Origin of the sequence: Arthrobacter sp. K5 (genome assembly GCF_040448525.1) — a bacterium.
GTDB lineage: Bacteria > Actinomycetota > Actinomycetes > Actinomycetales > Micrococcaceae > Arthrobacter > Arthrobacter globiformis.
This window is the reverse complement of sequence record NZ_CP159279.1, coordinates 3,856,807-3,881,601: the sequence shown is the minus strand read 5'-3', so window position 1 is coordinate 3,881,601 and position 24,795 is coordinate 3,856,807. Positions and strand designations below refer to the sequence as shown.

The following is a 24,795-nucleotide window of genomic DNA, read 5'->3' as shown; positions in this document are numbered from 1 at the left end:
CGGTCAGGAGCGCGGGTCCGCCACTGTTCCCATGAATAGAGGCAACCCGGTTTCAACGTGCACGATCTGGTAGTGGAACGGCCGGTCGAAGTCGATGGTGTGTTCGGGCCGGGGTGGCGCGCTGGTCACCCTGCCGTTGATTTGGGTTACGGCGGCAGCCACGGTTCCCTTCTCGGCCACCGTGATGTTGGCGGTCTGCGCTGCCTGCATGATGGTCATGTTCGGCTGGATCGCGTTGAAGTCCTCAGTGGTGGTGAGGGTCTTATGCAGTCCGGCGTCGTCCAGGACGGTGCGCAGGTCGAAGCTGCATTTGTGGTCCCAGCGGGGCAGCTGAATCTGCACGGTGTCCAGAGGCGCGGTGTCCAAGGCGCTCGCGATTTCCATGAGCCGTGGCCCCTTGGATAAGGCATCCGCCCCGGCGTCCGGCAGCACCAGACGCATCACGAAGCCCTCAGCATACGGGAGGTCCACACCCCGCCAGCCTGCCCCTTCCGCGTACTTGATCTCCAGCAGGTTGTGCATGGCCGGGACGTCGATATGCTCGCCGCTGTCGAGGGTGAAGGGCAAATCCGACGTTGAGGCCGGGTCAAACGGGGTCTGCCAGGCCGCCGTAAAGTAGACGGAATTGAGCAGGCTGAACGTGTTCCGGGGGTCGTGCTTCGCGGGCGCTTCCTTGATCCGGCCGCCCGTGTTCCTGTCCACCCAGGCATCGATCGCGGGCTTGGTGGCGCCCTCGTCGGTGAAGTCCACCGGATATACGCCGGTTCCGTAGTGCCTGGCCAGCGTGCCGAGGAATGATTCACCGGTTGGCACGCCCTTGTCCACGAACAATCCGTTGGCGGCATGCATGACAGGCCTCCGCGGCGGGTTGTCCTCGTTCACGGCCCCGGGATCGCCGTCGAACTTCGCCAGGGACGCGAGCAGCGCATTCATGGCCTCGTCGCGCCTCTCCACCGGGAAACCCACAACAGTGTCCAGCTCGGCAGCCGTTTCCCCGGACGCGCCGGCCCGAAGCATCGCCAGTGCAACCAGCAAGCTTCCCGGCGAGGACACCACATTCCCGCCCGAACCGTCGCCGCCGTTGGCCAGCAGTGCCTGGCCAAGTCCCAAGGCGGAGTCCCGGAACGCGCGGAACTCAGCGGCGTACGCCGTGCCATCCACCGAAACCCGCTCCACGCCGTCGGCCTTCAACATTCCCGGCACCGGCGCCGAGCACGCCGTTGCGAGTGTGACCGCGGCCGAGGCCGCCACCATCTTGGCCATTTGGATCCTCTTCATTGCAGTCCTCGGCTCATCCGGCGAACACCGTATATTCACAGTCAATCAGCGGGGGCTGACAGTAACGATGCCTGTCCGGTCACGGTTTGCCGTCGGTTTGGTCTCATCCCCGGCGCCCACATATCCGGCCCGGGCGTATCCTCGAGGCATGCCGATGGATCGAGGAGGAGCGCGGTGGCCCAGCATTTCGACAGCGTTGACGACTACATCACGCAGTTTCCCGCCGATGTGCAGGACGTCCTCCAGGAGGTCCGGCGCAGGTGCCGTGCGGCTGTACCGGGTTCCGGCGAAAAGATCAGCTACGGCATCCCCACGGTCACGCTCGGCGGCAAGTATGTGGTGTATTTCGCGGGCTGGGCGCGGCATATTTCGGTCTACCCGGTGCCGTCCGGCGATGACGCCTTCCAGGCTGACGTTGCGCCCTTCCGGGCCGCCAAGGGCACGCTCAAATTCCCGCTAGGCAAGCCGCTCCCCTACGGACTCATCGAACGGACGGCGGCGCTTCTCGCCGCCGAGCGCCGGGGGCAATAACCGCCGTCTGTACCACCCGCCGTCGAACGCGTACGACGGCGGGAGCGGACGTCGGAGGGCACACCCGCCGTCCGCTTTGCGATGGTGCGCGCCACCCTTACCGCCGCGGAATGTTCCGGACGTTGCTGCGCGCCATGCTCACGGCCTCGCCGGCGCCGCGGTTCAGGACCACCTTCGACATGGCGGTGGCGAACCCGAGGACCTGCGAGCCAGTGATTTTCGGCGGAATCGACAGTGCCTTCGGATCCGTGATCAGCTCCACCAGCGAAGGGCCGGGATGGGCGAAGGCTTCACGGTAAGCATCCTCGATCCGGGCAGGATCCGTGACGCGGACGGCATGGAAGCCGAGGGCACGGGCGACCGCAGAATAGTTGGCGTCCGGCACATCGACGCCGAAATCAGGCAGCCCGTCCACGAGCATTTCGAGTTTGACCATGCCCAGGGTGGAGTTGTTGAAGACCACCACGTTCACGGGCAGCCGGTGGGCAGCAACGGTGATGAGCTCGCCAAGCAGCATGGACAGGCCGCCGTCACCCGAAACCGAAATGACCTGCCGTCCAGGGTACGCCAGCTGCGCGCCGATCGCGTGCGGCAGTGCATTGGCCATGGAGCCGTGCAGGTAGGAGCCGATCAGCCGGCGGGTGCCCAGCGGGTTGATGTAGCGGGCGGTCCACACGTTGCACATGCCCGTGTCCGCGGTGAAAATGGCATCCTCCGCCGCTACCTGGTCCAGCAGCGACGCGGCATATTCCGGGTGGATCGGCTGTTTCTTTTCCACCTTGCGGGTATAGGCGCCGACGGCCTTGTTCATGAGCTTGTCGTGCTTCCTGAGCATCTGGTTGAGGAAGCGGCGGTTCTTCTTGCGTTCCAGCAAGGGCATGAGTGCCGTGATCGTGGGCAGCACGTCGCCATGGACGGCGATGTCGACGTCGGTCCGCCGGCCCAGCCTGTGGGCGGCCCGGTCCACCTGGGCGGTGCGGGTGCCGGGCAGGAACTGGTCGTAGGGAAAGTCGGTGCCCAGCAGGATCAGCAGGTCCGCGTCCTCAATGCCTTCGGCGGCCGCTCCGTAGCCGAGCAGGCCGGTCATCCCGATGTCATAGGGGTTGTCGTACTGCAGAAAGTCCTTGCCCCGCAGGGTGTGGCCGACCGGCGCGCCAATCAGTTCCGCGAGCGCAATGACCTCGTCATGGGCGCCCTGCGTGCCCGCCCCGGCGAAGATGGCAACCTTGCCGGCAGCGTTGATGGCATCGGCCAGTTCCTGGACGCTTTCCGGCGCCGGTGTCAGAGTGGCTGGCCGGAAGTTTGCTGGCATCGGAGTCTCACCGGTTGCCTCCAGGCCGGCGATGTCGCCGGGAAGGGTGACGACGGCGACGCCGCCCAACGCGACGGCGTGCTGGATGGCGCTGTGCATTACCCGGGGAGCCTGTTCCGCAGTGCTGATGAGCTCCGAGTAGACGGAGCATTCGTTGAAGATCCGGTCAGGATGGGTTTCTTGGAAGAAGCCGCTGCCGATCTGCTTGCTCGGGATGTGTGAGGCGATGGCCAGAACAGGTGCCCCTGAGCGGTTTGCATCGTACAGGCCGTTGATGAGGTGAAGGTTGCCGGGGCCGCAGGAGCCGGCACACACGGCGATTTTTCCTGTCAGCTGGGCTTCGGCTGCCGCGGCGAAGGCTGCGGCCTCCTCGTGCCGGACATGGATCCAGTCGATGCCGCCCTGCTGCGATCCGCCGGCCTGACGGACGGCGTCGACGATCGGGTTGAGGCTGTCCCCGACGATTCCGTAGATCCGCTGGACGCCGGCGGCCTGGAGTTGTTCGATGAGCTGGGTGGCAAGTTCCTTGGCCATGGGTGCACGCTCCCGCAATCAAGTTGGTGGGCTGACAAGGGCCAATATAGTCCGCTCACCTTGGCGGGGGTTTCAGCTTTTGGACGGGAACGACGACGGTGAAGGGCTTTTCGCCGGCCTCATGGCGTCACGTACAGCAAGTTCTTGGGCTGTTGGGGCAGGGGGATCCGCGGATTTCCGGGCTTCCAAATGGGGGTGCCCGCTAAAAACCTGTCATGCGTGACGCTCAGATCCCAGCCACGTGGCAGTAGTCATCTGTCACCCAGAACGGCCCGCGACCCGCACGACGCGGGACTGCGAGCGCGCTGGGGACTCCCTACCTTCCCGCACTGGGCGCGGTGCTGCACCGGCGAGACGCCAGGAATGCGATCAAGGAGGCCAGGCTGCGGCGGGCGGAGAACGGCCTTGGGTTGCCCTTCCTGGACTGACGGCTGAGAGAGCGTTCCGGGATGCGCTGCAGGAACTGCGAGAGTGTCGTGGAAAAACCCGCCGGATCGGACAGAGCGCCGGTCAGCTTCCCGAGTGGGCCTGCAGGAACGTGTACACCTCTGTCTCGTCCACGCCGGGAAAGGCGCCCGGGGGCATGGCAGCCAGCAGGTGGGAGTGGGCCCGCGCGGACGGCCAGGCGTTGCCCGCCCACTCGGATGTCAGCGCCGCCGGGGGCCGTTTGCAGCAGTTGGGGTCGGGGCAGCTGGACGTTGCCCGGGCCGTCGTCTCCCGGCCGCGGAACCACTTCACGTGCTGGTACGGGACCCCGATGCTCAGCGAGAACTGCCCGGTGGCCGACCGGTCCGTGCGCGCCGTACACCAGTACGTGCCCGACGGCGTGTCGGTGTACTGGCTGTAGGCGCTGAACTTGTCCGGGACGTCGAACACGGCGCGGGAGGTCCAGGCCTTGCAGGACGGCTGCCCTTCGATGGCCCCTGTGTGGTCCTGCGGGAAGTTGACGCCGTCGTTCTCGTAGGCCTTGTAAATGATCCCGCTCTGGTGGGTCTTCTGGAAATGCGTGGTGATGCCCAGGTGTTTGGTGGCCAGGTTGGTGAAACGGTGGGCGGCCGTCTCGTACGACACGGCGAAGGCGTCGCGGATGTCCTCCACCGCGATCTCCTTCGCCGATTTGGCTTTTTGCAAAAATTCCACGGTGGCCTGCTCCGGCAGCAGGAGCGCCGCTGCGAAATAGTTCGTAGCCACCCGCTGGGCCAGGAAATCACCGTAGTTCCGGGGCGTCTCATGCCCCAGGACGTAGTGGCCCAGGGCCTGCAGCAGCACGGAGCGCGGGTCATGGTCCTGGCGCTCGCTCTGCGTCAGGTAAATTCTGCGGTTCTTCAAATCCGTCACCGAACGGGTGGAATGCGGCAGGTCACCCACATGGTGGAGGGTGAATCCGAGGTGCTCCGCGATGTCTGCGATGACGTGCTGGCTCAGCGGTCCGGTCGTGTAACCGACCTCCTTGAGCACCTTTTGCGCCTCGGCCTCGTACTCCGGAAAGTAGTTGCCGCGTTCGCGCATCATGGCCCGCAGTTCACCGTTCGCGCGGCGGGCTTCCTCCGGCGTCGCCACCTGCTCGTTCATCTTGCGTTCGAGCTCGTGCAGCAGTCCCACCTGGGCCTCCAGGACATCCATCGGCAACCGCGAACTGATGCGGATTTTGGGCAGGTTCAGGGACTCGTACAGCGGTCCGCGCTGGTACCGTTCGAGCTCGATTTCCAGGCCCGCCCGGCGGCTGGGCGGCTCGGCTCCCAGCAGCTGGTCAATGCCCACGCCGAGCGCCCCGGCCAGGTGCTGCAGCAGCCCGAGTTTTGGTTCCCGCTTGCCGTTTTCAATGAGGCTCAGCTGGCTCGGTGCAGTCCCGACGGCGGCACTCAGGTCATCGAGTGTCAGGCCCGCCTGCTTGCGCAGGTGGCGCACCCGGCGGCCCAGCGCAATGACGTCCAGTTCGGCCGCCGGCGGGGACGACGGCGGCTGTGAAACTTCCCTGTTCCAGCTTGAAGGCGACATTTCTGAAGAATACGCGAAGAAACGCATTTCTTTCCAGCTTTTTCCTCTAGAAAGCGCTTTGGAAGTGCAGAAAAGTAGGTGTCACGAAGGAAAACCCCTCCGGAACTGGCCGGACCTGCAAAGGCGCAGGGACGGTCAGCCCGGAAAAACTTCCCGGAATGGCCCGGGAGCTAACAAGGAGACAAAGATGACTGCAGCATTTGAGCCCAACCAGCAGACGCCCGAGCAGCAGGCCGCCGCACTGGAGCTCGAGTGGGCTGCCAACCCGCGCTGGGAAGGCGTCACTCGGGACTACTCCGCCGCCGACGTCGTCCGTCTCCGCGGCCGCGTCTCCGAAGAGCACACCCTTGCCAAGCGCGGCTCCGAGAAGCTGTGGAAGCAGCTCACCGAGGAGCACAAGGAAGGCAAGTACACCAACGCCCTCGGCGCCCTCACCGGCAACCAGGCCGTCCAGCAGGTCAAGGCGGGCCTGCGCGCCATCTACCTCTCCGGCTGGCAGGTGGCCGCCGACGCCAACAACTCCGGCCACACCTACCCGGACCAGTCCCTGTACCCGGCGAATTCTGTTCCCACGGTGGTCCGCCGCATCAACAACGCCCTGCTCCGCGCCGACCAGATCGAGTTCTCCGAAGGCATCCAGACCGTCGAGGACTGGCTGGTCCCGATCGTCGCCGACGCCGAGGCCGGCTTCGGCGGGCCCCTGAACGCCTACGAGCTGATGAAGTCCATGATCCAGGCCGGCGCCTCCGGTGTTCACTGGGAGGACCAGCTAGCCTCGGAGAAGAAGTGCGGCCACCTCGGCGGCAAGGTCCTCATCCCCACCCAGCAGCACGTCCGGACCCTGAACGCGGCCCGCCTCGCCGCCGACGTCGCCGGCACCCCGTCCGTCGTCATCGCCCGCACCGACGCCGAGGCAGCCACCCTGATCACCTCCGACGTCGACGAGCGCGACCAGGAATTCATCACCGGCGAACGCACGCCGGAAGGCTTCTACAAGGTCCGCAACGGCATCGAACCCTGCATCGCCCGCGCCAAGGCCTACGCCCCGTACTCGGACCTGATCTGGATGGAAACCGGAACCCCGGACCTCGGGCTGGCCCGCAAGTTCGCCGAAGCCGTCAAGGCCGAGTTCCCGGACCAGATGCTCTCCTACAACTGCTCGCCGTCGTTCAACTGGCGCAAGCACCTGAACGACGCCACCATCGCCAAGTTCCAGCGCGAACTCGGCGCCATGGGCTTCACGTTCCAGTTCATCACCCTGGCCGGGTTCCACGCCCTGAACTACTCGATGTTCGACCTCGCCCACGGCTACGCCCGCGAAGGCATGAGCGCCTACGTCGAACTCCAGGAAAAGGAATTCGCCTCCGAGTCCCGCGGCTACACCGCAACCAAGCACCAGCGCGAAGTCGGCACCGGCTACTTCGACGACATCTCCACTGCGCTCAACCCGAACGCATCCACCCTCGCCCTGGTCGGATCGACCGAAGAGGGCCAGTTCCACTAGTCACCATCCAGCCCAAAGGTGAGCTGTCGTCATCGCTCACCGGAAGGCACGACGGCGGCCGGCGCCCAGGTGCCCACGCCTCGGGCCGGAAAAGGTGATCCGGAAGCGTGCGTAAAAGGGGCCCTATGCCCCGGCTTGGCCGAGCTCTGCGAGGCCCCTGCCGGGCATGGGGAACAGCACGCGGAGGATTGCCTTTTCCGGCCTCCCAGCACCAGCCGCCGCCGCGCCGTCGAACTTTCCTTCTTGCTTTAAGGAGCAGATGAAATGAACAGCTTCACTGACAACTTCACGATCAATGGCATAACCTTGACCGCTCAGCCGATTTGCCGGCAGGGAGAGGTTCTCACTCCGGATGCGCTGGGCTTCATTGCGAAGCTGCACCGGGCCACAGCGGACCGGCGGCAAGAGCTGCTGCGGGCGCGCCGGGCCCGGCGGGAGGACATCGCCCGGGGCCAGGACCCCCGCTTCCTGCGGGAGACCGAGTCCGTCCGGAACGATCCGCACTGGCGGGTCGCTCCCCCGGCACCGGGTCTGGAGGACCGCCGGGTGGAAATCACCGGGCCGGTGGACCGCAAAATGACCATCAACGCCCTGAACTCCGGTGCGAAGGTCTGGCTGGCGGACATGGAGGACTCCTCCACGCCGTCGTGGCGCAACGTCATCCAAGGCCAGCTGAACCTCACCGATGCCCTGGAGCGCCGGATCGACTTCACCTCGCCCGAGGGCAAGGAATACAAGCTCAAGGCCGCCGAGGACCTGCCCACCATCGTGGTCCGGCCCCGCGGCTGGCACCTGCCGGAGAAGCACATGCTCATCAACGGCGAACCCATCGCGGGCGGCATCGTGGACTTCGGCCTGTACTTCTTCCACAACGCCCGCCGCCTCCTGGCCCAGGGCAAGGGCCCGTACTTCTACCTGCCCAAGATCGAAAACCACCTCGAAGCCCGGCTCTGGAACGACATCTTCATCCTCGCCCAGGACCTGCTCGGCATCCCGCAAGGCACCATCCGCGCCACCGTGCTGATCGAAACCATCACCGCCGCGTTCGAAATGGAGGAGATCCTGTACGAACTGCGGGACCACGCCGCAGGCCTGAACGCCGGCCGCTGGGACTACATCTTCTCCCTCATCAAGAACTTCCGCACCCGCGGCCCCCGCTTCGTCCTCCCCGACCGCGGCCAGGTCACCATGACCCAGCCCTTCATGCGGGCCTACACCGAACAGCTGGTGCGCGCCTGCCACAAGCGCGGCGCCATGGCCATCGGCGGCATGGCCGCCGCCGTCCCCAACCGCAAGGACGAGGCCGCCAACGCGAACGCCTTCGAGAAGGTCCGCGCGGACAAGACCCGCGAGGCAGCCGACGGCTTCGACGGCTCCTGGGTGGCGCACCCGGACCTGGTGCCCGTTTGCCGTGAGGTGTTCGACGGCGTCCTCGGCGATAAGCCCAACCAGCTGGAGCGCCTGCGTGAAGACGTCACCCCCGACGACCGCGCCCTCATCAACGTGGCCGCGACACACGGCACCATCACCGAACAGGGCATCCGGAACAACATCGAAGTGGGCATCCGCTACATCGAGTCCTGGCTGCGCGGCAACGGCGCAGTCGCCATCCACAACCTGATGGAGGACGCCGCCACCGCGGAGATCTCCCGCTCGCAGCTGTGGCAGTGGATCTACTCCCGCGCCATCACGGACCACGGCGAGATCATCAGCCGCGAATGGGTGGAGGAGATGCTGGACGAGGAATTCGCCCGGCTGGAGCGCTTCGACGGTGACCGCTTTGCCGATGCGCGCGACATCTTCGAGGAGGTCACGCTGAGTGACAAGTTCCCCAGCTTCCTCACGGTTCCCGCCTACGCCCGGTACCTGCACGAAGCCCGCGAGGGTGTCGACGCCACAGCCGAGGCCATCGAGGACGAGCTCGTCGCCGCCTAGGCATCGCCCCTGAACCGTCTCACACTTCCGCCCGCCGGGCCGCCACGCCCTTCGCAACAGGCACCCCCGAAGGCCGGGGAGGCGGCCCGGCAGCGGAACCACCTTGAAGCGCGAGCTGGCAGCTAATGACCCAAAAACCCACGTTTGAGGGCGTTAGCTGCCAGGTCGCGCTTTGAGGTTTAAGGAATGTACGACGGCGGGACCGCAGCTAGCGCTGGCGGGGCACCTTCCGTACGGACAGCGTGGTTGAAATGACGAACGCCAGCACGGACCCGAGGATCACCAGGAGGGGCATGGACCAGGTGCCCGACGTGCTGTGGACGTAGCCCACCACAGTCGGGGCCAGCGCCGCTACGCCATAGCCCACACCCTGGACGATCGCCGATATCCGGCCCGCGGACGCCTGGTCCCGGGCGAGCTTGATGATGGCGATGAAGATGAGTGTGATGCCGCCGCCCTGCGCCACTCCCCCGAGCGAGGACCACAGCCACCACAACTGGGGAACGAACAGCAGCCCCAGCGGAACGGTCAGCCACATGGCACCCAAGGTGACCGCCACCGCCGTCGTACTCATGAACCGGGCCGCAAGCGGCACACCCAGGCCGCCCGCGATGGCCATGATCTGGAACAGGGAGGACCCCGCCCCGGCGGCTGCCGGCGTCATGCCGAGTTCATCGGAAAGCAGGGTGGGCAGCCAGGCGGTCACGCCGTAATAGGAGATGGCCTGGCCGGCGAAACCGACCGTCAGACCCACCGTGATCCATCGCGACGCCGGGCGGCCGGCTGCCGGCGGGCCGCCCGTGCCGTCGTCGGCCGCGGGGATGAAGGCCCGGCGCCCGGAGGCGAAAATCCAGACGCCGACGGCCGCGATGGCGAAGGCCGCAGATCCCGCAATGGCAGCCCGCCAGCCGGCCAGCTCCGCCAGCGGCGCCGTAACCACGGACGTAGCAAACGATCCGACGTTCAGCGCAGCCGTGTAGATGCCCATGGCGGTCCCTTGGCGCCGCGATGAGAAATCCCGCCGGATGATCAGCGGCACGGCGATGTTGCCCACGGTGATGGCCAGGCCCAGGATGACCGTTCCCGCCATCACCATGGCGCCGCCGCCGGCCGAACGGACCGCCACACCGGCGAGGACGCCCGCCAGCGTGAGGGTGATGGCCAGCTCCGCCCCGAACCGGCGCCCGGCCAGCGAGGCAAGCGGCGCCGCGAGCGAGAAGCACAGGACCGGAATCCCGGTCAGCAGGCCCAGCTCAACGGGTGAAAAACCCAGCTCCCGCTGCATTGGACCCAGTACCGGTGCCACCGCCACGAAGGGGCCCCGCATGTTGAGGGCGATGAGTCCGATGCACGCGAGCAGGATCCAGCTGCGGGGAACCTTCGTTCCGGTGCCGCCCCTCATAGGGCGCGGACGTCAGTGTGCTGGGAGTGTGCAAGGGGTTTCATCACCCTTATTGCTATCATGCGGCGCCCCCAAGGGCGGAAAGACGGCGGGTCCCAAGTGTGCGTTCGCGCTGGAGCGCCGGGTCCCAAGTGTGCGTTCGCGCTGGACCGGCGGGGTTCCTAGGGAGCCTGCAGGAACCAGTCCCGCGGGGCATTGCTGACGCCCGGTGCCTCGCGGAACCGGCCCGGCTGCGCCACCCACCCCACGCCGTTGGCGATCACCTGCTGGATCTGCGGCTGGTGGTACACGGGGTACTCCTGGTCGCCCGGGCTGAAGTAGAAGATCCGGCCCTTGCCGCGCGTGAACGTCACACCCGAGCGGAACACCTCGCCGCCTTCGAAGGAGCTGATGAAGATGAGGTCGTCGGGCTCGGGAATGTCGAAGAGCTCGCCGTACATCTCCTGCTTCGGGATCACAATGGGGCTTTCCACGCCGGCGGCGATCGGGTGTGACGGCTTCACGGTCCACACGAGTTCCCGCTCGCCCTCGTTCCGCCACTTCAGGGAGCATGTGGTGCCGAGCAGTTTCGTGAAGATCTTGGCGAAGTGCCCGGAGTGCAGCACCACAAGACCCATGCCGCCCAGAACGTGGCGCTGGACCCGCTCCACCACGTCGTCGCTGACCTCGCCGTGGGCAACGTGCCCCCACCACAGGAGCACGTCGGTGGCGGCGAGGGTCTCCTCGGACAGGCCGTGTTCCGGGTCGGCCAGCGTGGCGGTGGTGATGCCGGAGTCGGGGTAGAAACCCTTGAGTCCGTCGGCGATGGCGCCGTGCATGCCCTTGGGGTACATCTCAGCCATGGTTTCCGGCTGGTTGTTCGCCTCATGGACACCTTCGTTCCATACCAGGATGTTGAGTTTGCCGGTCATGTCAGAGCCTCACTTCGCGCTGTTCGAGGGCGGATTTGTAGCAGGCGTCGAGCACCAGGGCACGGGTCAGGGCGAGCGAGCCGTCGTGGGCGCCCCACACGGTCTCGCCACCGCGGACGGCTTCCACAAAGTCCTCCACCACAGCCTGGTGCGCCCGGCCCGGCTCGGCGACCACCACATAGTCGGCGTTCTCGCCGTCCTTTTCCTTGAAGATCCGGACATCTGCGACAGGGACGTTGGAGGCCCCGACGGCGCGGAGTTCCGCTCCGCCGTCCGTCCCGTAAACGGTGAAGTCCATCAGGTCTTCCTCGTCCCGGTAGGCTGCCCAGCCGGCTTCGAGGACCAGTGTGCCGCCGCCTTCAAGACGGATGAACGCCGACGCGAAGTCCTCCACCTCAAACTTGTGGGAGGACTTCATGGCGGTGTAGCGGGCGTTGCCGCCCAGGCCGCGGGGGCCCAGCTCGGAATGCGTCGACGCCGAGACGGAGATGACCCTGGGTTCACCCAGCAGGTGCAGGGCATAGTCCAGGACGTGGACGCCGATGTCGGCGAGCGGGCCGCCGCCCGCCAGGGCAGGGTTGGTGAACCAGCTGCCCAGCATCGGGATCCCCTGCCGGCGGAGCCACGAAGCCTTGGCGTAGTACGGCCGGCCGAGTTCGCCGTCGTCGATAATGCCTTTCAGCTTTTGGATGTCACCGCGGCGGCGGTGGTTGAAGGCCACGTCCAACACGCGGCCGGCTTTACGCGCCGCTTCCACCATCTGGAGGCCTTCCTCGCCGTTACGTGCCAGGGGCTTTTCGCTCAGGACGTGCAGTCCGCGTTCAAGCGCCGCGATGGCAATCGGGGCGTGCAGGAAGGTCGGCACGGCTACGCTGACGGCGTCGAGCCCGTCGAGTTCGATCAGGTCCTCCCAGCGGGCAAACGTGTGGGGGACGCTGTACTCGTCCTTGATGCTCTTAAGCAGGTCCTCTTCCATCGCGGCGACCGCAACCAGCTCCACGCCGTCGAGGTTCTTGTAGGCCTCGATGTGCTGCTGGCCGGCCCAGCCGATTCCAACGACGCCGACCCGCAGGGGCGCCGATTTGTGCTTGCTCAATTCAAGTCTCCGTTTCGCTTCAGTTGGATGTTCAGGGGTGCGTGCTGGCCGTTACCCCGCAGCTTGCAGGCTGGCCTCGATGACGGCCGGGGACAGGACGTGCTGGGTGACCATCTGGCTCGCGCCCAGCACTGCAGCCTGGCCGCCCGCCATCGACAGGCCAATGCGCAGGTGCGTGGTGGCCAGGGGCAGGGACCTTCGGTAAACCACTTCCCGGACGCCCGCCATGAGGTGTTCGCCCGCCTGGCCCAGGCTTCCGCCAACGACAATGACGGAGGGATTGAGCAGGTTCACCACCGTGGCGAGCACGTCACCCACGTCCCGTCCTGCCTGGCGCAGGGCCTGGATCGCCTGCAGGTTGCCGCCGGCCACCAGGCTGAGGACGTCGGCTCCGCTCTCCGCCTGAACGCCCTGCGCCGCCAGTGCCCGCGCCACAGCCGGGCCCGACGCGAGCGCCTCGAGGCAGCCATAGTTGCCGCACCGGCACAGAACGTCATCGCCCCTCGGCACGCGGACGTGGCCCAGGTCCCCCGCCGTGCCGTTGGCGCCGCGCTGCAGTTGGCCGCTGCTGATGATGCCGGCGCCAATGCCCGTGGCCACCTTGATGAACAGGAAGTTGTCGTGCTCCGGCCAGTGGGCTGTGCGTTCACCGAGTGCCATGATATTGACGTCGTTGTCCACCAGTACCGGAACAGGGAACGAGCCCTGGACGTGGCGGACCACATCAAACCCGTCCCAACCCGGCATGATGGGCGGCTTCACGGGCATACCGGTGGCATGCTCCACGGGTCCCGGGAGGCCGATCCCCACACCAGCAAGGTCCTTCGAAGTCCTCCCCGTCACCGCCAGCAGTGACGTCGCATCGGTAATGATCCGCCCCAGCACGGCTTCCGGCCCCTCGGCCACATCCTGGGCCAACCGCCGTTCACTGAGGATCTTTCCGCCCAGGTCAGTGACAGCGATGATCACGTGTGTAGCACCGACGTCGACAGCCAGCACTACCCGGGCAGCCGGCTTGAAGGCAAAGCGCGACGGCGGCCTGCCGCCGCTCGATGTCGCCTCACCCGCGGGACCGACCAGTCCGGAGGCAATCAGTGCGTCAATGCGTGAGGCCACCGTGGAGCGGGCGAGCCCCGTGGTCAACGCCAGCTCAGCGCGGGTTCGGGCCTTGCCATCGCGAAGCAACTGAAACAGGTCGCCGGCTCGCGAGAGACTTCCGATGTTGTCCGTGGAGGCCAGTTCCGCATGCCCAGTTCGACTCATGGGATCAGTGAAGCACGATTGCTTCTGCGTGTCACACCTCAAAAAGCTTGTCGATAACTTTCCGACTTTTGCTTGACGAACGGCAAAAGTCATCCTAGGTTGAGCAATAACCAGACAGAATCCGCAAAGGAGCGCCATGTCGTATTCCCTCCAGCTGTACACCCTCCGCAACGCCATCCAGGAGGATCTGCCGAGCACCATCCGGAAGGTAGCTGAGATCGGTTTCACCCAGGTGGAGCCCTACAACTTCGTGACCACGGCCAAGGAACTCGGCGCTGCACTGAAGGAGAACGGCCTGACCGCCCCCTCCGGCCACGCGCCCTTGCTGAGCCAGGACCAGGACCAGATCTTCGCCGCCGCCAGGGAACTCGGCATCGGCACGGTGATCGAGCCGTACATCACCGCCGAGCACTGGCAGAAGGCCGAGGACATCCAGGCGACCGCAGCAAAGCTCAACGCCGCCGCCAAGAAGGGCGCCGAATACGGCATTCGCGTCGGTTACCACAACCACGCCTGGGAACTGGAGTCCACCATCGGCGGCAAGACAGCCCTGGAGTACTTCGAAGGGCTGCTGGATCCCGAGCTGGTCCTGGAGGTGGACACCTACTGGGTTGCCGTGGGCGGCCAGGACCCGGTGGAGATCCTGACCAAGCTGGGCGACCGGGTGAAGTTCATCCACATCAAGGACGGACCGCTGAACACCGACACCAAGGCCCAGCAGCCGGCCGGCCAAGGCAGGATCCCGGTATGGGACGTCATCGGCGCGGCAAAGTCCCTGGAAGTGGGCGTCGTGGAATTCGACGACTACACCGGTGACATCTTCGACGGCATCACCCAGTCGCTCAGCTTCCTGAACTCCGGCTCCGCAAAGACCACCGGAGGAGCACAGGCATGAGCGGCGGCGCATTCGCCCACCGCGGCCCCGTCGGTGTCGGCGTCATCGGCGCCGGTAACATCAGCAAGCAGTACCTGGACAACCTGACCGTCTTCCCGGACCTCAAGGTCCACATCATCGCTGACCTCTTCGAGGAGGCTGCCGAGGCACGCGCCAAGGAGTACGGCATCCCCGAGTGGGGCGGCGTGGATGCCGCGCTGAACCATCCCGACGTCGAAATCATCGTGAACCTGACCATCCCGGCGGCGCACGTGGAGGTGGCCACCGCCGCCGTCAACGCCGGCAGGCATGTCTGGACCGAAAAGCCCTTCTCGCTGGACCGCGAATCGGGGCTGGGGCTGCTGAAGACGGCCGACGCGGCGGGAATCCGCCTCGGCACCGCGCCGGACACGTTCCTCGGAGCGGGACTGCAGACTGCCCGCAGGCTCATCGAACGCGGCGACATCGGCACCCCGCTCACCGCCATGACCACGTTCCAGACCCCCGGGCCGGAGTCCTGGCACCCGAACCCGGCCTTCCTGTTCCAGCACGGTGCAGGGCCGCTGTTCGACATGGGCCCGTACTACCTCACAGCCCTCGTCCAGACGTTCGGGTCGGTCCGGAAGGTCGCCGCCGTCGGGTCCAAGGCCAAGGGAGTCCGCGTCATCGGCTCCGGTCCCAAGGCCGGCGAGGAATTCACCGTGGATGTCCCCACCCATGTCTCCGCGATGGCCCAGTTCGAGGGTGGCCAGTCCTCGCACAGCGTCTTCTCGTTCGAGTCGCCGCGCCTGCGGATGGGATTTGTGGAGATCACAGGCACCGAAGCCACCATCTCACTTCCGGACCCCAATAATTTCGACGGCGACATCAAGCTCTGGCGCACCGGCGACGAAGACTGGACGGTCATCCCGGCCACCGGCCCGGCCAACGGACGCGGCATGGGCGTACTGGACATGGCACGCTCCATCCGCGCCGGAGTTCCGCACCGCGCCACCGGCAACCTCGCCTACCACGTCCTGGACACCATGGTCTCGATTTCCGAATCCGTGGAATCGGGAACGTTCGTCGACGTCGAAAGCTCCGTCCCCGCGTCCGCAGCCCTCCCCGAGGACTGGAACCCCACCGCCCTCACTCTCTAGGAATACCAATGACTTCCCGCGAATCACCCGGCACACCGTCCGTAGCCAGCCGCCCTTTGGGCGTGGCGATGATCGGTTACGCCTTCATGGGCAAGGCCCACTCGAACGCGTGGCGGAACGTCGCCAGCTTTTTTGACGTTCCGGCCTTCGAGCAGAAAGTGCTCGTGGGCCGGGACGCCGGCCAGGTCGCAGCGGCAGCGGCAAAGTATGGCTGGGCCGAGTCCGCGACGGACTGGCGCTCCGTCCTGGAACGGGACGACATCGACATCGTCGACATCTGTGCCCCAGGCTGGCTGCACGCCGAGATCGCCATCTCCGCCCTCGAAGCCGGGAAGCATGTGCTCGTGGAGAAGCCGCTGGCCAACACCCTCGCGGAGGCCGAGGCCATGACCGACGCTGCCAAGGCGGCGCGGGCCAGGGGCGTGCAGTCCATGGTCGGATTCAACTACCGCCGAGTGCCCGCACTGGCACTGGCCCGGCAACTGATCGCGGAGGGCCGCCTCGGCGCCGTGCGGCATGTGCGTGCCGCGTACCTGCAGGACTGGCTCGCGGACGCGGAATCACCAATGACCTGGCGGCTGAACAAGGAAACCGCCGGGTCCGGCGCCCTCGGGGACATCGCCTCCCACGCGATCGACCAGGTCCTGTTCCTCCTCGGGGACGCCGTGACCGAGGTTTCCGGCCGGCTGCACACCTTCACGACAGTCCGGCCCGGACAGCACGGGCCGGAGGCCGTGACGGTCGACGACGCCGCTTGGGCCACACTGTCCCTCGCCTCCGGGGCCATCGCCTCCGTCGAAGTATCCCGGGTGGCCACCGGTCAGAAGAACTCCTTGAAGCTGGAGGTCTACGGCGAGAAGGGCACCATCCTCTTCGACCTCGAGAACCTGAACGAACTCGGCTTCCTGGACGCCACCGCCCCGGTGCGGGAGCAGGGTTTCCGCCGGATCCTGGTCAACGAGCCCGACCACCCCTACCTGGATGTCTGGTGGCCGCAGGGCCACATCATCGGCTGGGAACACACCTTCACGCACGAGATCCGCGACTTCCTGTCCGCGATCGGCGCCGGCGAGGCGCCGTCGCCGGCGTTCGAAGAGGGCCTCGCCGTCCAGCGCGTGCTGGCTGCCGTCGAGGAGTCCGCGGCAGCGAAAAGCGCCACCATCCAACTCGTCCAGCCCACCGGCGCCGCAGCCGCCACACCGACCAAAGGAGCCTGACATGCCCCGCCCGTACACCCTGTTCACCGGCCAGTGGGCCGACCTCCCGTTCGAGGAAGTCGCCAAGCTGGCTTCCGGCTGGGGATACGACGGCCTCGAAATCGCCGTCTCCGGCGACCATCTGGACGCCTGGCGGTGGGACGAACCCGGCTACGTCGAAGCCAAACTCGCCATCCTGGACAAGTACAACCTCAAAGTCTGGGCGATCTCCAACCACCTCAAGGGCCAGGCCGTCTGCGATGACCCCATCGACTTCCGGCACGAAGCCATCGTGGGATCCAAGGTCTGGGGCGACGGCGACCCCGAAGGCGTCCGACAGCGTGCCGCCGAGGAAATGAAGCACACCGCCCGGCTCGCCAAAGCCCTCGGCGTCGACACCGTCGTCGGGTTCACCGGCTCCTCCATCTGGCAGTACGTCGCCATGTTCCCGCCCGTCCCGGAAAAGGTCATCGATGCCGGCTACCAGGACTTCGCGGACCGCTGGAACCCCATCCTGGACGTCTTCGACGAATGCGGCGTCCGCTTCGCCCACGAAGTCCACCCGTCCGAGATCGCCTACGACTACTGGACCACCGTCCGCACCCTCGAAGCGATCGGCCACCGCGAAGCGTTTGGCCTGAACTGGGACCCCTCCCACTTCATGTGGCAGGGCATCGACCCCGTCTCCTTCATCTGGGACTTCAAAGACCGGATCTACCACGTGGACTGCAAGGACACCAAGCTCCGGTTCACGGGCCGAAACACCGTCATGGGCTCCCACCTGCCCTGGGGCGACCCCCGCCGCGGCTGGGACTTCGTCTCCGCAGGACGCGGCGACGTCCCCTGGGAATCCTCCTTCCGCGCCCTCACCGCGATCGGCTACACCGGCCCCATCAGCATCGAATGGGAAGACGCCGGCATGGACCGCCTCCACGGCGCCCCCGAAGCCCTCGCCGCGCTGAAGAAGTTCGACTTCCCCGCCTCCCAGACCAGCTTCGACGCCGCCTTCAGCACCAAAGACTGACCGGCAGGCACCCGCCACATCACAACGACGCCGTGTTCGGCGAAGCCCGGTGGGGACAGGGCGCACAATGCCGGTGGCGGAACATTTGAATTCAAGGAGCTCTGGAAATGTTGCGGACCCTTCAGCCGGGCCAGCGCTGCGAGGTTTGGATCGCGTCCGTCACTGGCGACCGCGAGCTGGTGTTCAGGTCCGAAGAACTCCTCCTCGAAGCGCCCAACTGGACTCTCGACGGCTCGGCCCTCATCCTCAACGGGGTCGGCGCGCTCTGGCGGTTCGAGCCGGGCAGCGGCCAGCTCAGCCAGGTTCCCCTCAGCGGCATCCCCGAGCTCAACAACGACCACGTTTTGGCGCCCGACGGGACAGGCATCTTTCTATCGGCAAACGACGGTCACATTTACCATGCGCCGCTCGGCGGCGGAGAGGGCCGGAGGGTCACGGCCGACGACGGCTTCTTCCACTTCCTGCACGGAGTGAGTCCCGACGGCGGTGAGCTCGCCTATGTGGGTATCGAGGCCGGAAACTTCACGCAGCCCGGCCGGCTCCTGACCCTGCCCGCGGGCGGCGGGCCGCCGTCGTGGTTCGACACCGGTGACGGGCATTGCGACGGCCCCGAGTACTCGCCCGACGGAGAGTGGCTCTATTTCAACACGGAGGCGTTCACCAGCGCGCCCGGGCACGCCCAGCTCGCCCGCATCCGCGCGGATGGCAGAGGCCGCGAGCAACTGCTGTCGAGCGACACCGTCGACTGGTTCCCGCATCTGTCCCCCGATGGCCGCCTGGCCAGCTATCTCCGTTTCCCCAGTGGCACGCAAGGCCACCCGGCGGACCTGCCGGTCGACGTCGTACTTGTCTCAACCGATAACTGGGCCGCGCCGCTGCAGACCTGGGCCCTCTTCGGCGGCCAGGGAACACTGAACGTCAACAGCTGGGCGCCCGATTCCACCCGGTTCGCGTACGTCGCGTACCCGCCCGCCAACTCCAACCCCGCAAAGGACTGAGCAGTGACCAACCATCCCAATGGCACTTCCGACGGACACATCCGCTGGGGAATCCTCGGCACGGGATTCATCGCGGGCCTGCAAACGCAGGACCTTGCCGAGAACGGCTTCACTGTGCAGGCCGTCGGCTCCCGCAACGCAGAATCGAGCAAGGCGTTCCGTGAAAAGTTCGCCATTCCCACCGCACATGCAAGCTATGAAGCACTGGTTACGGACCCGGACGTCGACGTCGTTTACATTGCCTCGCCGCACACGTACCACCATGCCCACGCGCTGCTCGCCCTGAACGCCGGAAAGCACGTGCTGGTGGAGAAGCCGTTCACCATCAACGCCCGGCAAGCGCAGGAAATCTTTGCGCTGGCTGAGGCCAAGGGGCTCGTGGCACTGGAGGCCATGTGGAGCCGCTTCCTCCCCCACATGATCCGGCTCCGCGAGATCATCGCCGAGGGCTCGCTCGGACAGATCCGGAAGGTCACGGCCAGCCACAACCAGAACCTTCCCAAGGATCCCACGCACCGGCTCAACGACCCTGCCCTGGGCGGCGGTGCGCTGCTGGACCTCGGCGTCTACCCGGTGTCCTTTGTCCTGGACGTCCTCGGCACACCGGACACCATCCGGGCCAGCGCCGCGATGACGGCCACGGGCGTGGACAGGCAAACGGCAGCAATCTTCGAGTACGCGGACGGGCAGCAGGCTCTCGTGGACTGTGCCCTGGACACCGCCTCAAACAACCGCGCCGCCATCATTGGGACTGAGGGGTGGATCGACATCGAGCCCACTTGGTACAACCCGACGCCCTTCACCCGGTTCGACACTGCGGGCAATGTCCTGGAAAAGTTTGACCAGAGGGTCACCAGCCGGGGGATGCAGTACCAAGCGGCCGAGATGGAACGCCTCATCGGGGCCGGCCTCACCGCGGGCATTGTTCTTCCCCCGAACGAGAGCGTGGCTGTCATGGCCGCGATGGACGAGATCCGCCGCCAGATCGGCCTCAAGTACGACGCCGCCCAGGAAGGGACCCCCAATGACTGAAACTGTGCAGTCCCGGAGCACTGCCAGCTGGGTCAATATAGCTAGGTGATGTGCCGGCGCTCCGCGGCATGTCCGCCCACAATCTCTTCATAGAGCGCCAGGTGGTCCGCCACCATGCGGGCCGAGCTGAAGCGATGCTCCACCGAGGCGCGGCAGGCCGCCCGGCTGAGGCCTCCGGCTTGGGCGGCGAATCCAGCGAGCTGGTCGACCCCGCCGAGGTAACCCGTGATCCCGTGCTCCACGATTTCGGGAGCCGCACCGGCGGGAGTCCCCACAGCGGGCGTTCCGGTGGCCAGCGCCTCAATCATCACGAGTCCGAATGGTTCCGGCCACTGGATCGGATTCAGGAACGCGAGCGCGCCGCCCACCAGTTCGTATTTTTCGGCGTCGGACAGCGGCCCCGTGAACTCCACATCGGGTCCCAGCGCCGGCCTGACGACGTCGTCGAAATAGCTCTGCTCCTCGGGTCCCTGGATCCTGGCGCTGATGCGCAGGGGGATTACTGCGGCACGTGCGATGTGGATTGCTTCGAGGATGCCCTTGTCCGGGGACATCCGTCCGACGAAGCACAGGTAACCGCCGTTCCCCTGACCCACCGGAACCGACGCCACGTCCATGCCATGGTGGATCACCTTCGTCACCGGGACTTGCGGGGACCGGCTGACCTGGTCATGGGAGATGGCAATGATGCCGGCGGTCTTGCCTATGGCGCTGTACAGGTCCAGGGCCTGCGGTGCCAGGCGGATGTGGATGGTGGTGACCACCGGAACTCCGGCCGGCCGGTGGGGATACAGCGGTCCGGTCAGGGTGTGGTCGTGGATGATGTCGACGCCTGCCATGCCGTCGTATGCCCGGATGATGTGGCTCAGCTCCGACAATGCCAAACCCATATCCGCCGGTTCCGAGGGACGCATCCGTGGAGCCAGGGGAACGGGGCAGGTGCTGTCCGACGGGGCGGCCAGCAGGACCTCATGCCCGGCCGCAGCGAACCCGCGCGCAAGGCTGTCCACCACCCGTTCGGTGCCGCCGTACCCGGGCGGTGGAACCGGGATCCATGGGGCCGATATCAGTCCAATGCGCATGTTGCCTCCCACGAATGTACGGCCTGACCGCCGGGAGTTAGTCCAAACAATATGGCCGGACCCGCCGCCAGACAAGGGCTGCGGGAAGCCTGGCTACCAGAGAACAGCGTCCGGCCGGCGTGACCAAAGCAACTGCCTCCGCAGGAATGCCCAGGAGGGCCCGGGAGTTGTCGCAGGCATGAAGATTGAGATCTGGTCAGACGTCGCGTGCCCCTGGTGCTACATCGGCAAGCGCCGGTTCGAGGCCGCCCTTGCCCAGTTCCCGCACCGCGACCAGGTGGAGGTGCAGTGGCGCAGCTACCAGCTGGACCCGACCCTGCCCGAACACTACGACGGCACCGAACTGGACTACCTCAGCACACGCAAGGGCCTCGCCCCCGCCCAGGTCACGCAGATGTTCGAGCATGTAGCAGCCCAGGCCAAAGGTGAGGGCCTCAACTACCGGTTTGACGCCGTCGTCGTTGCCAACAGCTTTACGGCCCACAGGCTGATCCATCTGGCTGCGGTGCACGGCAAGCAGGATGCGGCCAAGGAGCGGCTGCTCAGCGACCACTTCGAGCACGGCAAGGACATCGGCAGTCCCGACTACCTCGCCTCGGTCGGCGCAGATCTTGGGCTCGGCGCACGTGACGTTGCCGAGCTGTTCAGCACCGACAGGTACGCCGACGACGTCCGCCGCGACTTCGCCGAAGCCCGCGCCCTGGGCATCAGCGGCGTTCCGTTCTTCGTGATCGACCGCAAGTACGGACTGTCCGGCGCCCAGCCTGCGGCGAGCTTCACCATGGCCCTCGAGCAGGCCTGGCAGGAGTCGCACCCGCTGATGATGGCCGGCGACGCCGAAGCGTGCGGCCCGGACGGCTGCCCCGTCTGACGCTTCCTGAACGGTTTGGTGACAGATGGCGGTAAAGTGTCCCTATGCCACGGATCTCGGCCCCCACCAACGCTGCCCAACGCGCCGAGACCCAGCGCCGCATCCTGAACGCCTTCGGTGAGCTCCTCTTCTCCCACGGCCTGCCCGGGCTCACCATGACGGACGTCGCCCGGCATGCAGGGATTGGCCGCACGGCTGTCTACAACTACTACGCCGACATCGAAGAGCTCCTGATCGCCTACGCGCTCGTGGAGACGGAACGGTTCATGACGGGGCTGCGCGAGTCGCTGGCCCGGCTGGACAATCCGGTGGCGCAGCTGGCCCTGTACGTGCGTGCCCAGGTGGAGGATCTCAGCCGGCGCCATCTGCCCCCGGGTCCGGCCATGGGCTCAGTCCTCTCGCCGGCGTCGTTCGCCAAGCTGGCGGACCACGTGGGCGGGCTCAATGACATGCTGCAGGACATTCTGCGCGACGGCATGGACCAGGGCTACTTCCCCAGGGCCGATCCCCTGCAGCAGGCGCAGCTGATCCACGGCACGCTCTCCTCCAGCGCTGCCCGCGGCGGCGATGCCACCGAAGATCTGGAGGACAGGATCTCCCGGACCGTCCGCTTCATCCAGCTGGGCGCCGGGGCAAGGTTCGACGACGGCGGCCGCCCCCTGCGCCTGCAGCCGCCGGCCGCTGAGGCCGGCTAAGGACCAGGCGGGATCAGCCGGCCGGCTAAGGGCAAGCCAGCGGCAGGACCCGGCCGGCGCTGAAGATCAGGGCTTGGCGCCCTGGGTGGGCATGACAGGCCACTGCGAGTCGTCGGCCACGCGCCGGCTTTCACGCGGGCAACTGAGCTGGCCGGGCGTCTGGTCAACTAGCTGCGGCTTGACCAGGCCGCGGTAGTCGCTGGTCAGGATCACATCCACGCTGGCATCCTTGCGCCCGTCCTGGAAGTAATCGGAGCCCGGCAGGTTCCGCTGCACGGTGAAGGCCGCCGACTGTCCGGCAGCACCCGAGACGATTGCCGCCACGCCGCGGTATCCGGTCTGGGTGTTGGCCACGTTGCCAACAACAAACTTCCGGGCTTTGAATTCATTGGCTGCCGCCTTGGCCAGGCCGTTGCGGCTCGTGGCGTTGAGGACGTTCACCTTCACCTTGGCCGGCGGAGTGTAGTCGAAGGTTGTGGCGGGGCAGACGGAGGAGTTCTCCTGCGCCTGGATGGCGGACGGAAACTTGATCTGCCCGCTCATCACACCCATAGCCCCCATGACTCCTGCGAAAATGAGGCCCAGCAGCAGCACGAGCACCACACCGTGCAGGATCCGGCGGCGGAGCCGGCCGGGGTTCTCCGCATGTTCGTCGTCGTCGACGAACGTGGCCCTGAGCTCGGGGCCGGTAATGACGCGGTGACCGTGGAGAACGGTCAGGTCTTTGGGTTTTCTAGCCATCGATCACGAGCACCCTTGCATGTATGGCGGTGCGCTGGTGGAGTGCCGTCCTTACCGCCCGGTGCAGGCCATCCTCCAGGTAGAGGGTGCCCTGGTACTGCACCACGTGGGGAAACAGGTCGCCAAAGAAAGTGGAGTCCTCGGCAAGGAGCGCTTCAAGGTCCAGGGTCCGCTTGGTGGTCACAAGTTCATCCAGCCGCACGGGACGGGGCGGAAGCGCCGCCCAGTCTTTGGGGGTACTGAAACCATGGTCGGGGTAAGGGCGTCCCTCGCCCACAGCTTTGAATATCACCCTGCAAGCGTAAGCAACTGGCCGGTTCTAGGGAATGTGGAATCAGCGCGCCGCGGAAGGTTGTAGCCAAACAGTAACTATGTGTCACATGCTGGCCGCGACCCGCTGTGCGGGCGGTTTGGCCGGCGCCGGCTGACAGAATGGAGCCATGACTGCACCTTCAGCGAACCCCGCCACCGGGTTCGGCCCCCACACTCCGTCGGCACCCGCCCTGGCCCTTCTCCTGGACGTCGACGGCCCTGTCGCCAGCCCGGTGACCAGGGATGTGAAACCGGAAATCATTGCCGATCTGGTGGCCCTCGCGAACGCCGGAATACCGGTCATCTTCAACACCGGGCGCTCGGATGCGTTCATCCGCGAGCAGGTCATGGCGCCCATGATCGCAGCCGGAATGCCCGGCGGAACCCTGATCCACGCCATCTGCGAAAAGGGCGCCGTGTGGTTCAGCTACACCGCTGCCGGCCCCGGCCCCATCCACGTGGACCACGAGCTTGCCGTGCCGGCGGCCTACGGCGACGATATCCGGCGCATGGTGGCTGAGGACTACGCGTCCCACATGTTCTTCGATGAAACCAAGCGCGCCATGGTGTCGGTGGAGCAGCACATCGAGGTGCCCAACAGTGAATACCTCGCCGAGCAGAAGCTGTTTGATGCCGAGGCGCTGGAGCTCATGGAACGCCACGGTTTCGGCGTCGTACGGCTGGAGCACCACGCGCCGAACTCTGACGACGAGATCGACTACCGCGTGGACCCCACCATCATTTCCACGGACATTGAGTCCGTCCGGCTGGGCAAGGACCTTGGCGCGAGCCGCGCGGTGGAGCTGCTGGCGGCCCAGGGAATCACACCGCAGGCCTGGCGGACGGTGGGCGATTCCCGCACCGACTACGCCATGGCCGACTGGCTGCACCACAACGACCACGCCGTGAAACACGTCGACGTCCGTCCCGCGGACGGCGTCCCGGCCAAGCCCTATGACGTTCTCACCGCCGCCGACCTTGGCCTGCCGGAAACGGTCATTCACGACGACGCCGGGGCAGCGTTCCTGGCGGGTTGGCGTCAGGCGCTGCTGGGCTAAGCCCGCTGC

At 66.3% G+C, this 24,795-nt stretch carries 22 protein-coding genes; 12 read left to right on the top strand and 10 right to left on the bottom strand.

Annotated features, from left to right (window positions below; all coding sequences use genetic code 11):
* Positions 1-3: 3 nt before the first annotated feature.
* Positions 4-1,278, bottom strand: a complete 1,275-nt coding sequence (locus ABRP34_RS17715; protein ID WP_353711180.1) for a serpin family protein — start codon at positions 1,276-1,278, stop codon at positions 4-6.
* A gap of 174 nt (positions 1,279-1,452) precedes the next feature.
* On the opposite strand from ABRP34_RS17715, the gene ABRP34_RS17710 reads away from it, so the two are divergent.
* Positions 1,453-1,809 (top strand): DUF1801 domain-containing protein, encoded by a 357-nt coding sequence (locus tag ABRP34_RS17710; RefSeq protein ID WP_353711179.1) that lies wholly within the window; start codon positions 1,453-1,455, stop codon positions 1,807-1,809.
* Between the two features lie 97 nt (positions 1,810-1,906).
* Here ABRP34_RS17710 and ABRP34_RS17705 read toward each other — a convergent pair whose 3' ends face one another.
* Together ABRP34_RS17705 and ABRP34_RS17700 are read right to left on the bottom strand one after the other, a co-directional pair.
* Positions 1,907-3,655: a pyruvate dehydrogenase gene (locus ABRP34_RS17705; protein WP_353711178.1), complete on the bottom strand. Its 1,749-nt coding sequence runs from the start codon at positions 3,653-3,655 to the stop codon at positions 1,907-1,909.
* Positions 3,656-4,165: 510 nt separating this feature from the next.
* Positions 4,166-5,680, bottom strand: coding sequence for a helix-turn-helix domain-containing protein (locus ABRP34_RS17700; protein WP_353711177.1), 1,515 nt, complete (start codon positions 5,678-5,680; stop codon positions 4,166-4,168).
* Positions 5,681-5,840: 160 nt separating this feature from the next.
* On the opposite strand from ABRP34_RS17700, the gene aceA reads away from it, so the two are divergent.
* Together aceA and aceB are read left to right on the top strand one after the other, a co-directional pair.
* Positions 5,841-7,157, top strand: a complete 1,317-nt coding sequence (gene aceA / locus ABRP34_RS17695) for an isocitrate lyase (protein ID WP_353711176.1) — start codon at positions 5,841-5,843, stop codon at positions 7,155-7,157.
* Between the two features lie 264 nt (positions 7,158-7,421).
* The gene (aceB, locus tag ABRP34_RS17690) at positions 7,422-9,092 is read left to right on the top strand and encodes a malate synthase A (RefSeq protein WP_353711175.1); all 1,671 of its coding nucleotides are present in this window, start codon (positions 7,422-7,424) and stop codon (positions 9,090-9,092) included.
* Positions 9,093-9,300: 208 nt separating this feature from the next.
* Here the strand turns inward: aceB and ABRP34_RS17685 are convergent, their stop codons facing one another.
* From ABRP34_RS17685 to ABRP34_RS17670, 4 genes are all read right to left on the bottom strand, one after another.
* On the bottom strand, positions 9,301-10,494 hold the full coding sequence (locus tag ABRP34_RS17685; RefSeq protein ID WP_353711174.1) for an MFS transporter: 1,194 nt from the start codon (positions 10,492-10,494) through the stop codon (positions 9,301-9,303).
* Positions 10,495-10,655: 161 nt separating this feature from the next.
* The gene (locus ABRP34_RS17680; protein ID WP_353711173.1) at positions 10,656-11,405 is read right to left on the bottom strand and encodes a ThuA domain-containing protein; all 750 of its coding nucleotides are present in this window, start codon (positions 11,403-11,405) and stop codon (positions 10,656-10,658) included.
* A 1-nt stretch (position 11,406) separates the two neighbouring features.
* A complete protein-coding gene (locus tag ABRP34_RS17675; RefSeq protein WP_353711172.1) occupies positions 11,407-12,501 on the bottom strand; it encodes a Gfo/Idh/MocA family oxidoreductase in 1,095 nt (364 codons plus the stop codon).
* Between the two features lie 51 nt (positions 12,502-12,552).
* Positions 12,553-13,764, bottom strand: coding sequence for an ROK family transcriptional regulator (locus ABRP34_RS17670; RefSeq protein WP_003798493.1), 1,212 nt, complete (start codon positions 13,762-13,764; stop codon positions 12,553-12,555).
* 136 nt (positions 13,765-13,900) lie between these two features.
* Between ABRP34_RS17670 and ABRP34_RS17665 the strand changes: the two genes are divergently transcribed.
* The 6 genes from ABRP34_RS17665 (at position 13,901) to ABRP34_RS17640 (ending at position 20,027) form a co-directional block, all read left to right on the top strand.
* The gene (locus ABRP34_RS17665; RefSeq protein ID WP_353711171.1) at positions 13,901-14,659 is read left to right on the top strand and encodes a sugar phosphate isomerase/epimerase; all 759 of its coding nucleotides are present in this window, start codon (positions 13,901-13,903) and stop codon (positions 14,657-14,659) included.
* Positions 14,656-15,777: a Gfo/Idh/MocA family oxidoreductase gene (locus tag ABRP34_RS17660; RefSeq protein WP_353711170.1), complete on the top strand. Its 1,122-nt coding sequence runs from the start codon at positions 14,656-14,658 to the stop codon at positions 15,775-15,777. The genes ABRP34_RS17665 and ABRP34_RS17660 overlap by 4 nt, the downstream gene beginning before the upstream one ends.
* 8 nt (positions 15,778-15,785) lie before the next feature.
* Positions 15,786-16,994 (top strand): Gfo/Idh/MocA family oxidoreductase, encoded by a 1,209-nt coding sequence (locus ABRP34_RS17655; RefSeq protein ID WP_353711169.1) that lies wholly within the window; start codon positions 15,786-15,788, stop codon positions 16,992-16,994.
* Between the two features lies 1 nt (position 16,995).
* Complete coding sequence (locus tag ABRP34_RS17650; RefSeq protein ID WP_353711168.1) at positions 16,996-17,997, top strand: sugar phosphate isomerase/epimerase family protein; 1,002 nt, start codon at positions 16,996-16,998, stop codon at positions 17,995-17,997.
* 107 nt (positions 17,998-18,104) lie between these two features.
* Positions 18,105-18,995, top strand: a complete 891-nt coding sequence (locus ABRP34_RS17645; protein WP_353711167.1) for a biopolymer transporter Tol — start codon at positions 18,105-18,107, stop codon at positions 18,993-18,995.
* Positions 18,996-18,998: 3 nt separating this feature from the next.
* Positions 18,999-20,027 (top strand): Gfo/Idh/MocA family oxidoreductase, encoded by a 1,029-nt coding sequence (locus ABRP34_RS17640; RefSeq protein ID WP_353711166.1) that lies wholly within the window; start codon positions 18,999-19,001, stop codon positions 20,025-20,027.
* A gap of 41 nt (positions 20,028-20,068) precedes the next feature.
* Here ABRP34_RS17640 and ABRP34_RS17635 read toward each other — a convergent pair whose 3' ends face one another.
* A complete protein-coding gene (locus ABRP34_RS17635) occupies positions 20,069-21,109 on the bottom strand; it encodes a glycosyltransferase family 4 protein (RefSeq protein ID WP_353711165.1) in 1,041 nt (346 codons plus the stop codon).
* 178 nt (positions 21,110-21,287) lie between these two features.
* On the opposite strand from ABRP34_RS17635, the gene ABRP34_RS17630 reads away from it, so the two are divergent.
* Positions 21,288-21,980 (top strand): DsbA family oxidoreductase, encoded by a 693-nt coding sequence (locus ABRP34_RS17630; protein ID WP_353711164.1) that lies wholly within the window; start codon positions 21,288-21,290, stop codon positions 21,978-21,980.
* Positions 21,981-22,024: 44 nt separating this feature from the next.
* On the top strand, positions 22,025-22,675 hold the full coding sequence (locus ABRP34_RS17625) for a TetR/AcrR family transcriptional regulator (protein ID WP_353711163.1): 651 nt from the start codon (positions 22,025-22,027) through the stop codon (positions 22,673-22,675).
* A 66-nt stretch (positions 22,676-22,741) separates the two neighbouring features.
* On the opposite strand, the gene ABRP34_RS17620 is transcribed toward ABRP34_RS17625, so the two are convergent.
* Both ABRP34_RS17620 and ABRP34_RS17615 read right to left on the bottom strand, forming a co-directional pair.
* Positions 22,742-23,416 carry a LytR C-terminal domain-containing protein gene (locus ABRP34_RS17620; RefSeq protein ID WP_003798472.1) on the bottom strand — a complete coding sequence of 225 codons (675 nt, stop codon included), beginning with the start codon at positions 23,414-23,416 and terminating at the stop codon, positions 22,742-22,744.
* Positions 23,409-23,708 (bottom strand): type II toxin-antitoxin system VapB family antitoxin, encoded by a 300-nt coding sequence (locus ABRP34_RS17615; RefSeq protein WP_043417724.1) that lies wholly within the window; start codon positions 23,706-23,708, stop codon positions 23,409-23,411. Before ABRP34_RS17615 ends, ABRP34_RS17620 begins: the two co-directional genes overlap by 8 nt.
* 148 nt (positions 23,709-23,856) lie before the next feature.
* Here ABRP34_RS17615 and ABRP34_RS17610 point away from each other — a divergent pair, with 148 nt between their 5' ends.
* Positions 23,857-24,786 carry a hypothetical protein gene (locus ABRP34_RS17610; protein ID WP_353711162.1) on the top strand — a complete coding sequence of 310 codons (930 nt, stop codon included), beginning with the start codon at positions 23,857-23,859 and terminating at the stop codon, positions 24,784-24,786.
* Positions 24,787-24,795: the final 9 nt, after the last annotated feature.

Excerpts from the sequence above, each read along its gene's own strand:
- ABRP34_RS17715 (WP_353711180.1), bottom strand. The coding sequence starts at position 1,278 with ATGAAGAGGATCCAAATGGCCAAGATGGTGGCGGCCTCGGCCGCGGTC.
- ABRP34_RS17705 (WP_353711178.1), bottom strand. The coding sequence starts at position 3,655 with ATGGCCAAGGAACTTGCCACCCAGCTCATCGAACAACTCCAGGCCGCC.
- ABRP34_RS17700 (WP_353711177.1), bottom strand. The coding sequence starts at position 5,680 with ATGCGTTTCTTCGCGTATTCTTCAGAAATGTCGCCTTCAAGCTGGAAC.
- aceA (WP_353711176.1), top strand. The coding sequence starts at position 5,841 with ATGACTGCAGCATTTGAGCCCAACCAGCAGACGCCCGAGCAGCAGGCC.
- aceB (WP_353711175.1), top strand. The coding sequence starts at position 7,422 with ATGAACAGCTTCACTGACAACTTCACGATCAATGGCATAACCTTGACC.
- ABRP34_RS17685 (WP_353711174.1), bottom strand. The coding sequence starts at position 10,494 with ATGAGGGGCGGCACCGGAACGAAGGTTCCCCGCAGCTGGATCCTGCTC.
- ABRP34_RS17680 (WP_353711173.1), bottom strand. The coding sequence starts at position 11,405 with ATGACCGGCAAACTCAACATCCTGGTATGGAACGAAGGTGTCCATGAG.
- ABRP34_RS17670 (WP_003798493.1), bottom strand. The coding sequence starts at position 13,764 with ATGAGTCGAACTGGGCATGCGGAACTGGCCTCCACGGACAACATCGGA.
- ABRP34_RS17665 (WP_353711171.1), top strand. The coding sequence starts at position 13,901 with ATGTCGTATTCCCTCCAGCTGTACACCCTCCGCAACGCCATCCAGGAG.
- ABRP34_RS17660 (WP_353711170.1), top strand. The coding sequence starts at position 14,656 with ATGAGCGGCGGCGCATTCGCCCACCGCGGCCCCGTCGGTGTCGGCGTC.
- ABRP34_RS17655 (WP_353711169.1), top strand. The coding sequence starts at position 15,786 with ATGACTTCCCGCGAATCACCCGGCACACCGTCCGTAGCCAGCCGCCCT.
- ABRP34_RS17650 (WP_353711168.1), top strand. The coding sequence starts at position 16,996 with ATGCCCCGCCCGTACACCCTGTTCACCGGCCAGTGGGCCGACCTCCCG.
- ABRP34_RS17645 (WP_353711167.1), top strand. The coding sequence starts at position 18,105 with ATGTTGCGGACCCTTCAGCCGGGCCAGCGCTGCGAGGTTTGGATCGCG.
- ABRP34_RS17635 (WP_353711165.1), bottom strand. The coding sequence starts at position 21,109 with ATGCGCATTGGACTGATATCGGCCCCATGGATCCCGGTTCCACCGCCC.
- ABRP34_RS17630 (WP_353711164.1), top strand. The coding sequence starts at position 21,288 with ATGAAGATTGAGATCTGGTCAGACGTCGCGTGCCCCTGGTGCTACATC.
- ABRP34_RS17625 (WP_353711163.1), top strand. The coding sequence starts at position 22,025 with ATGCCACGGATCTCGGCCCCCACCAACGCTGCCCAACGCGCCGAGACC.
- ABRP34_RS17620 (WP_003798472.1), bottom strand. The coding sequence starts at position 23,416 with ATGGCTAGAAAACCCAAAGACCTGACCGTTCTCCACGGTCACCGCGTC.
- ABRP34_RS17610 (WP_353711162.1), top strand. The coding sequence starts at position 23,857 with ATGACTGCACCTTCAGCGAACCCCGCCACCGGGTTCGGCCCCCACACT.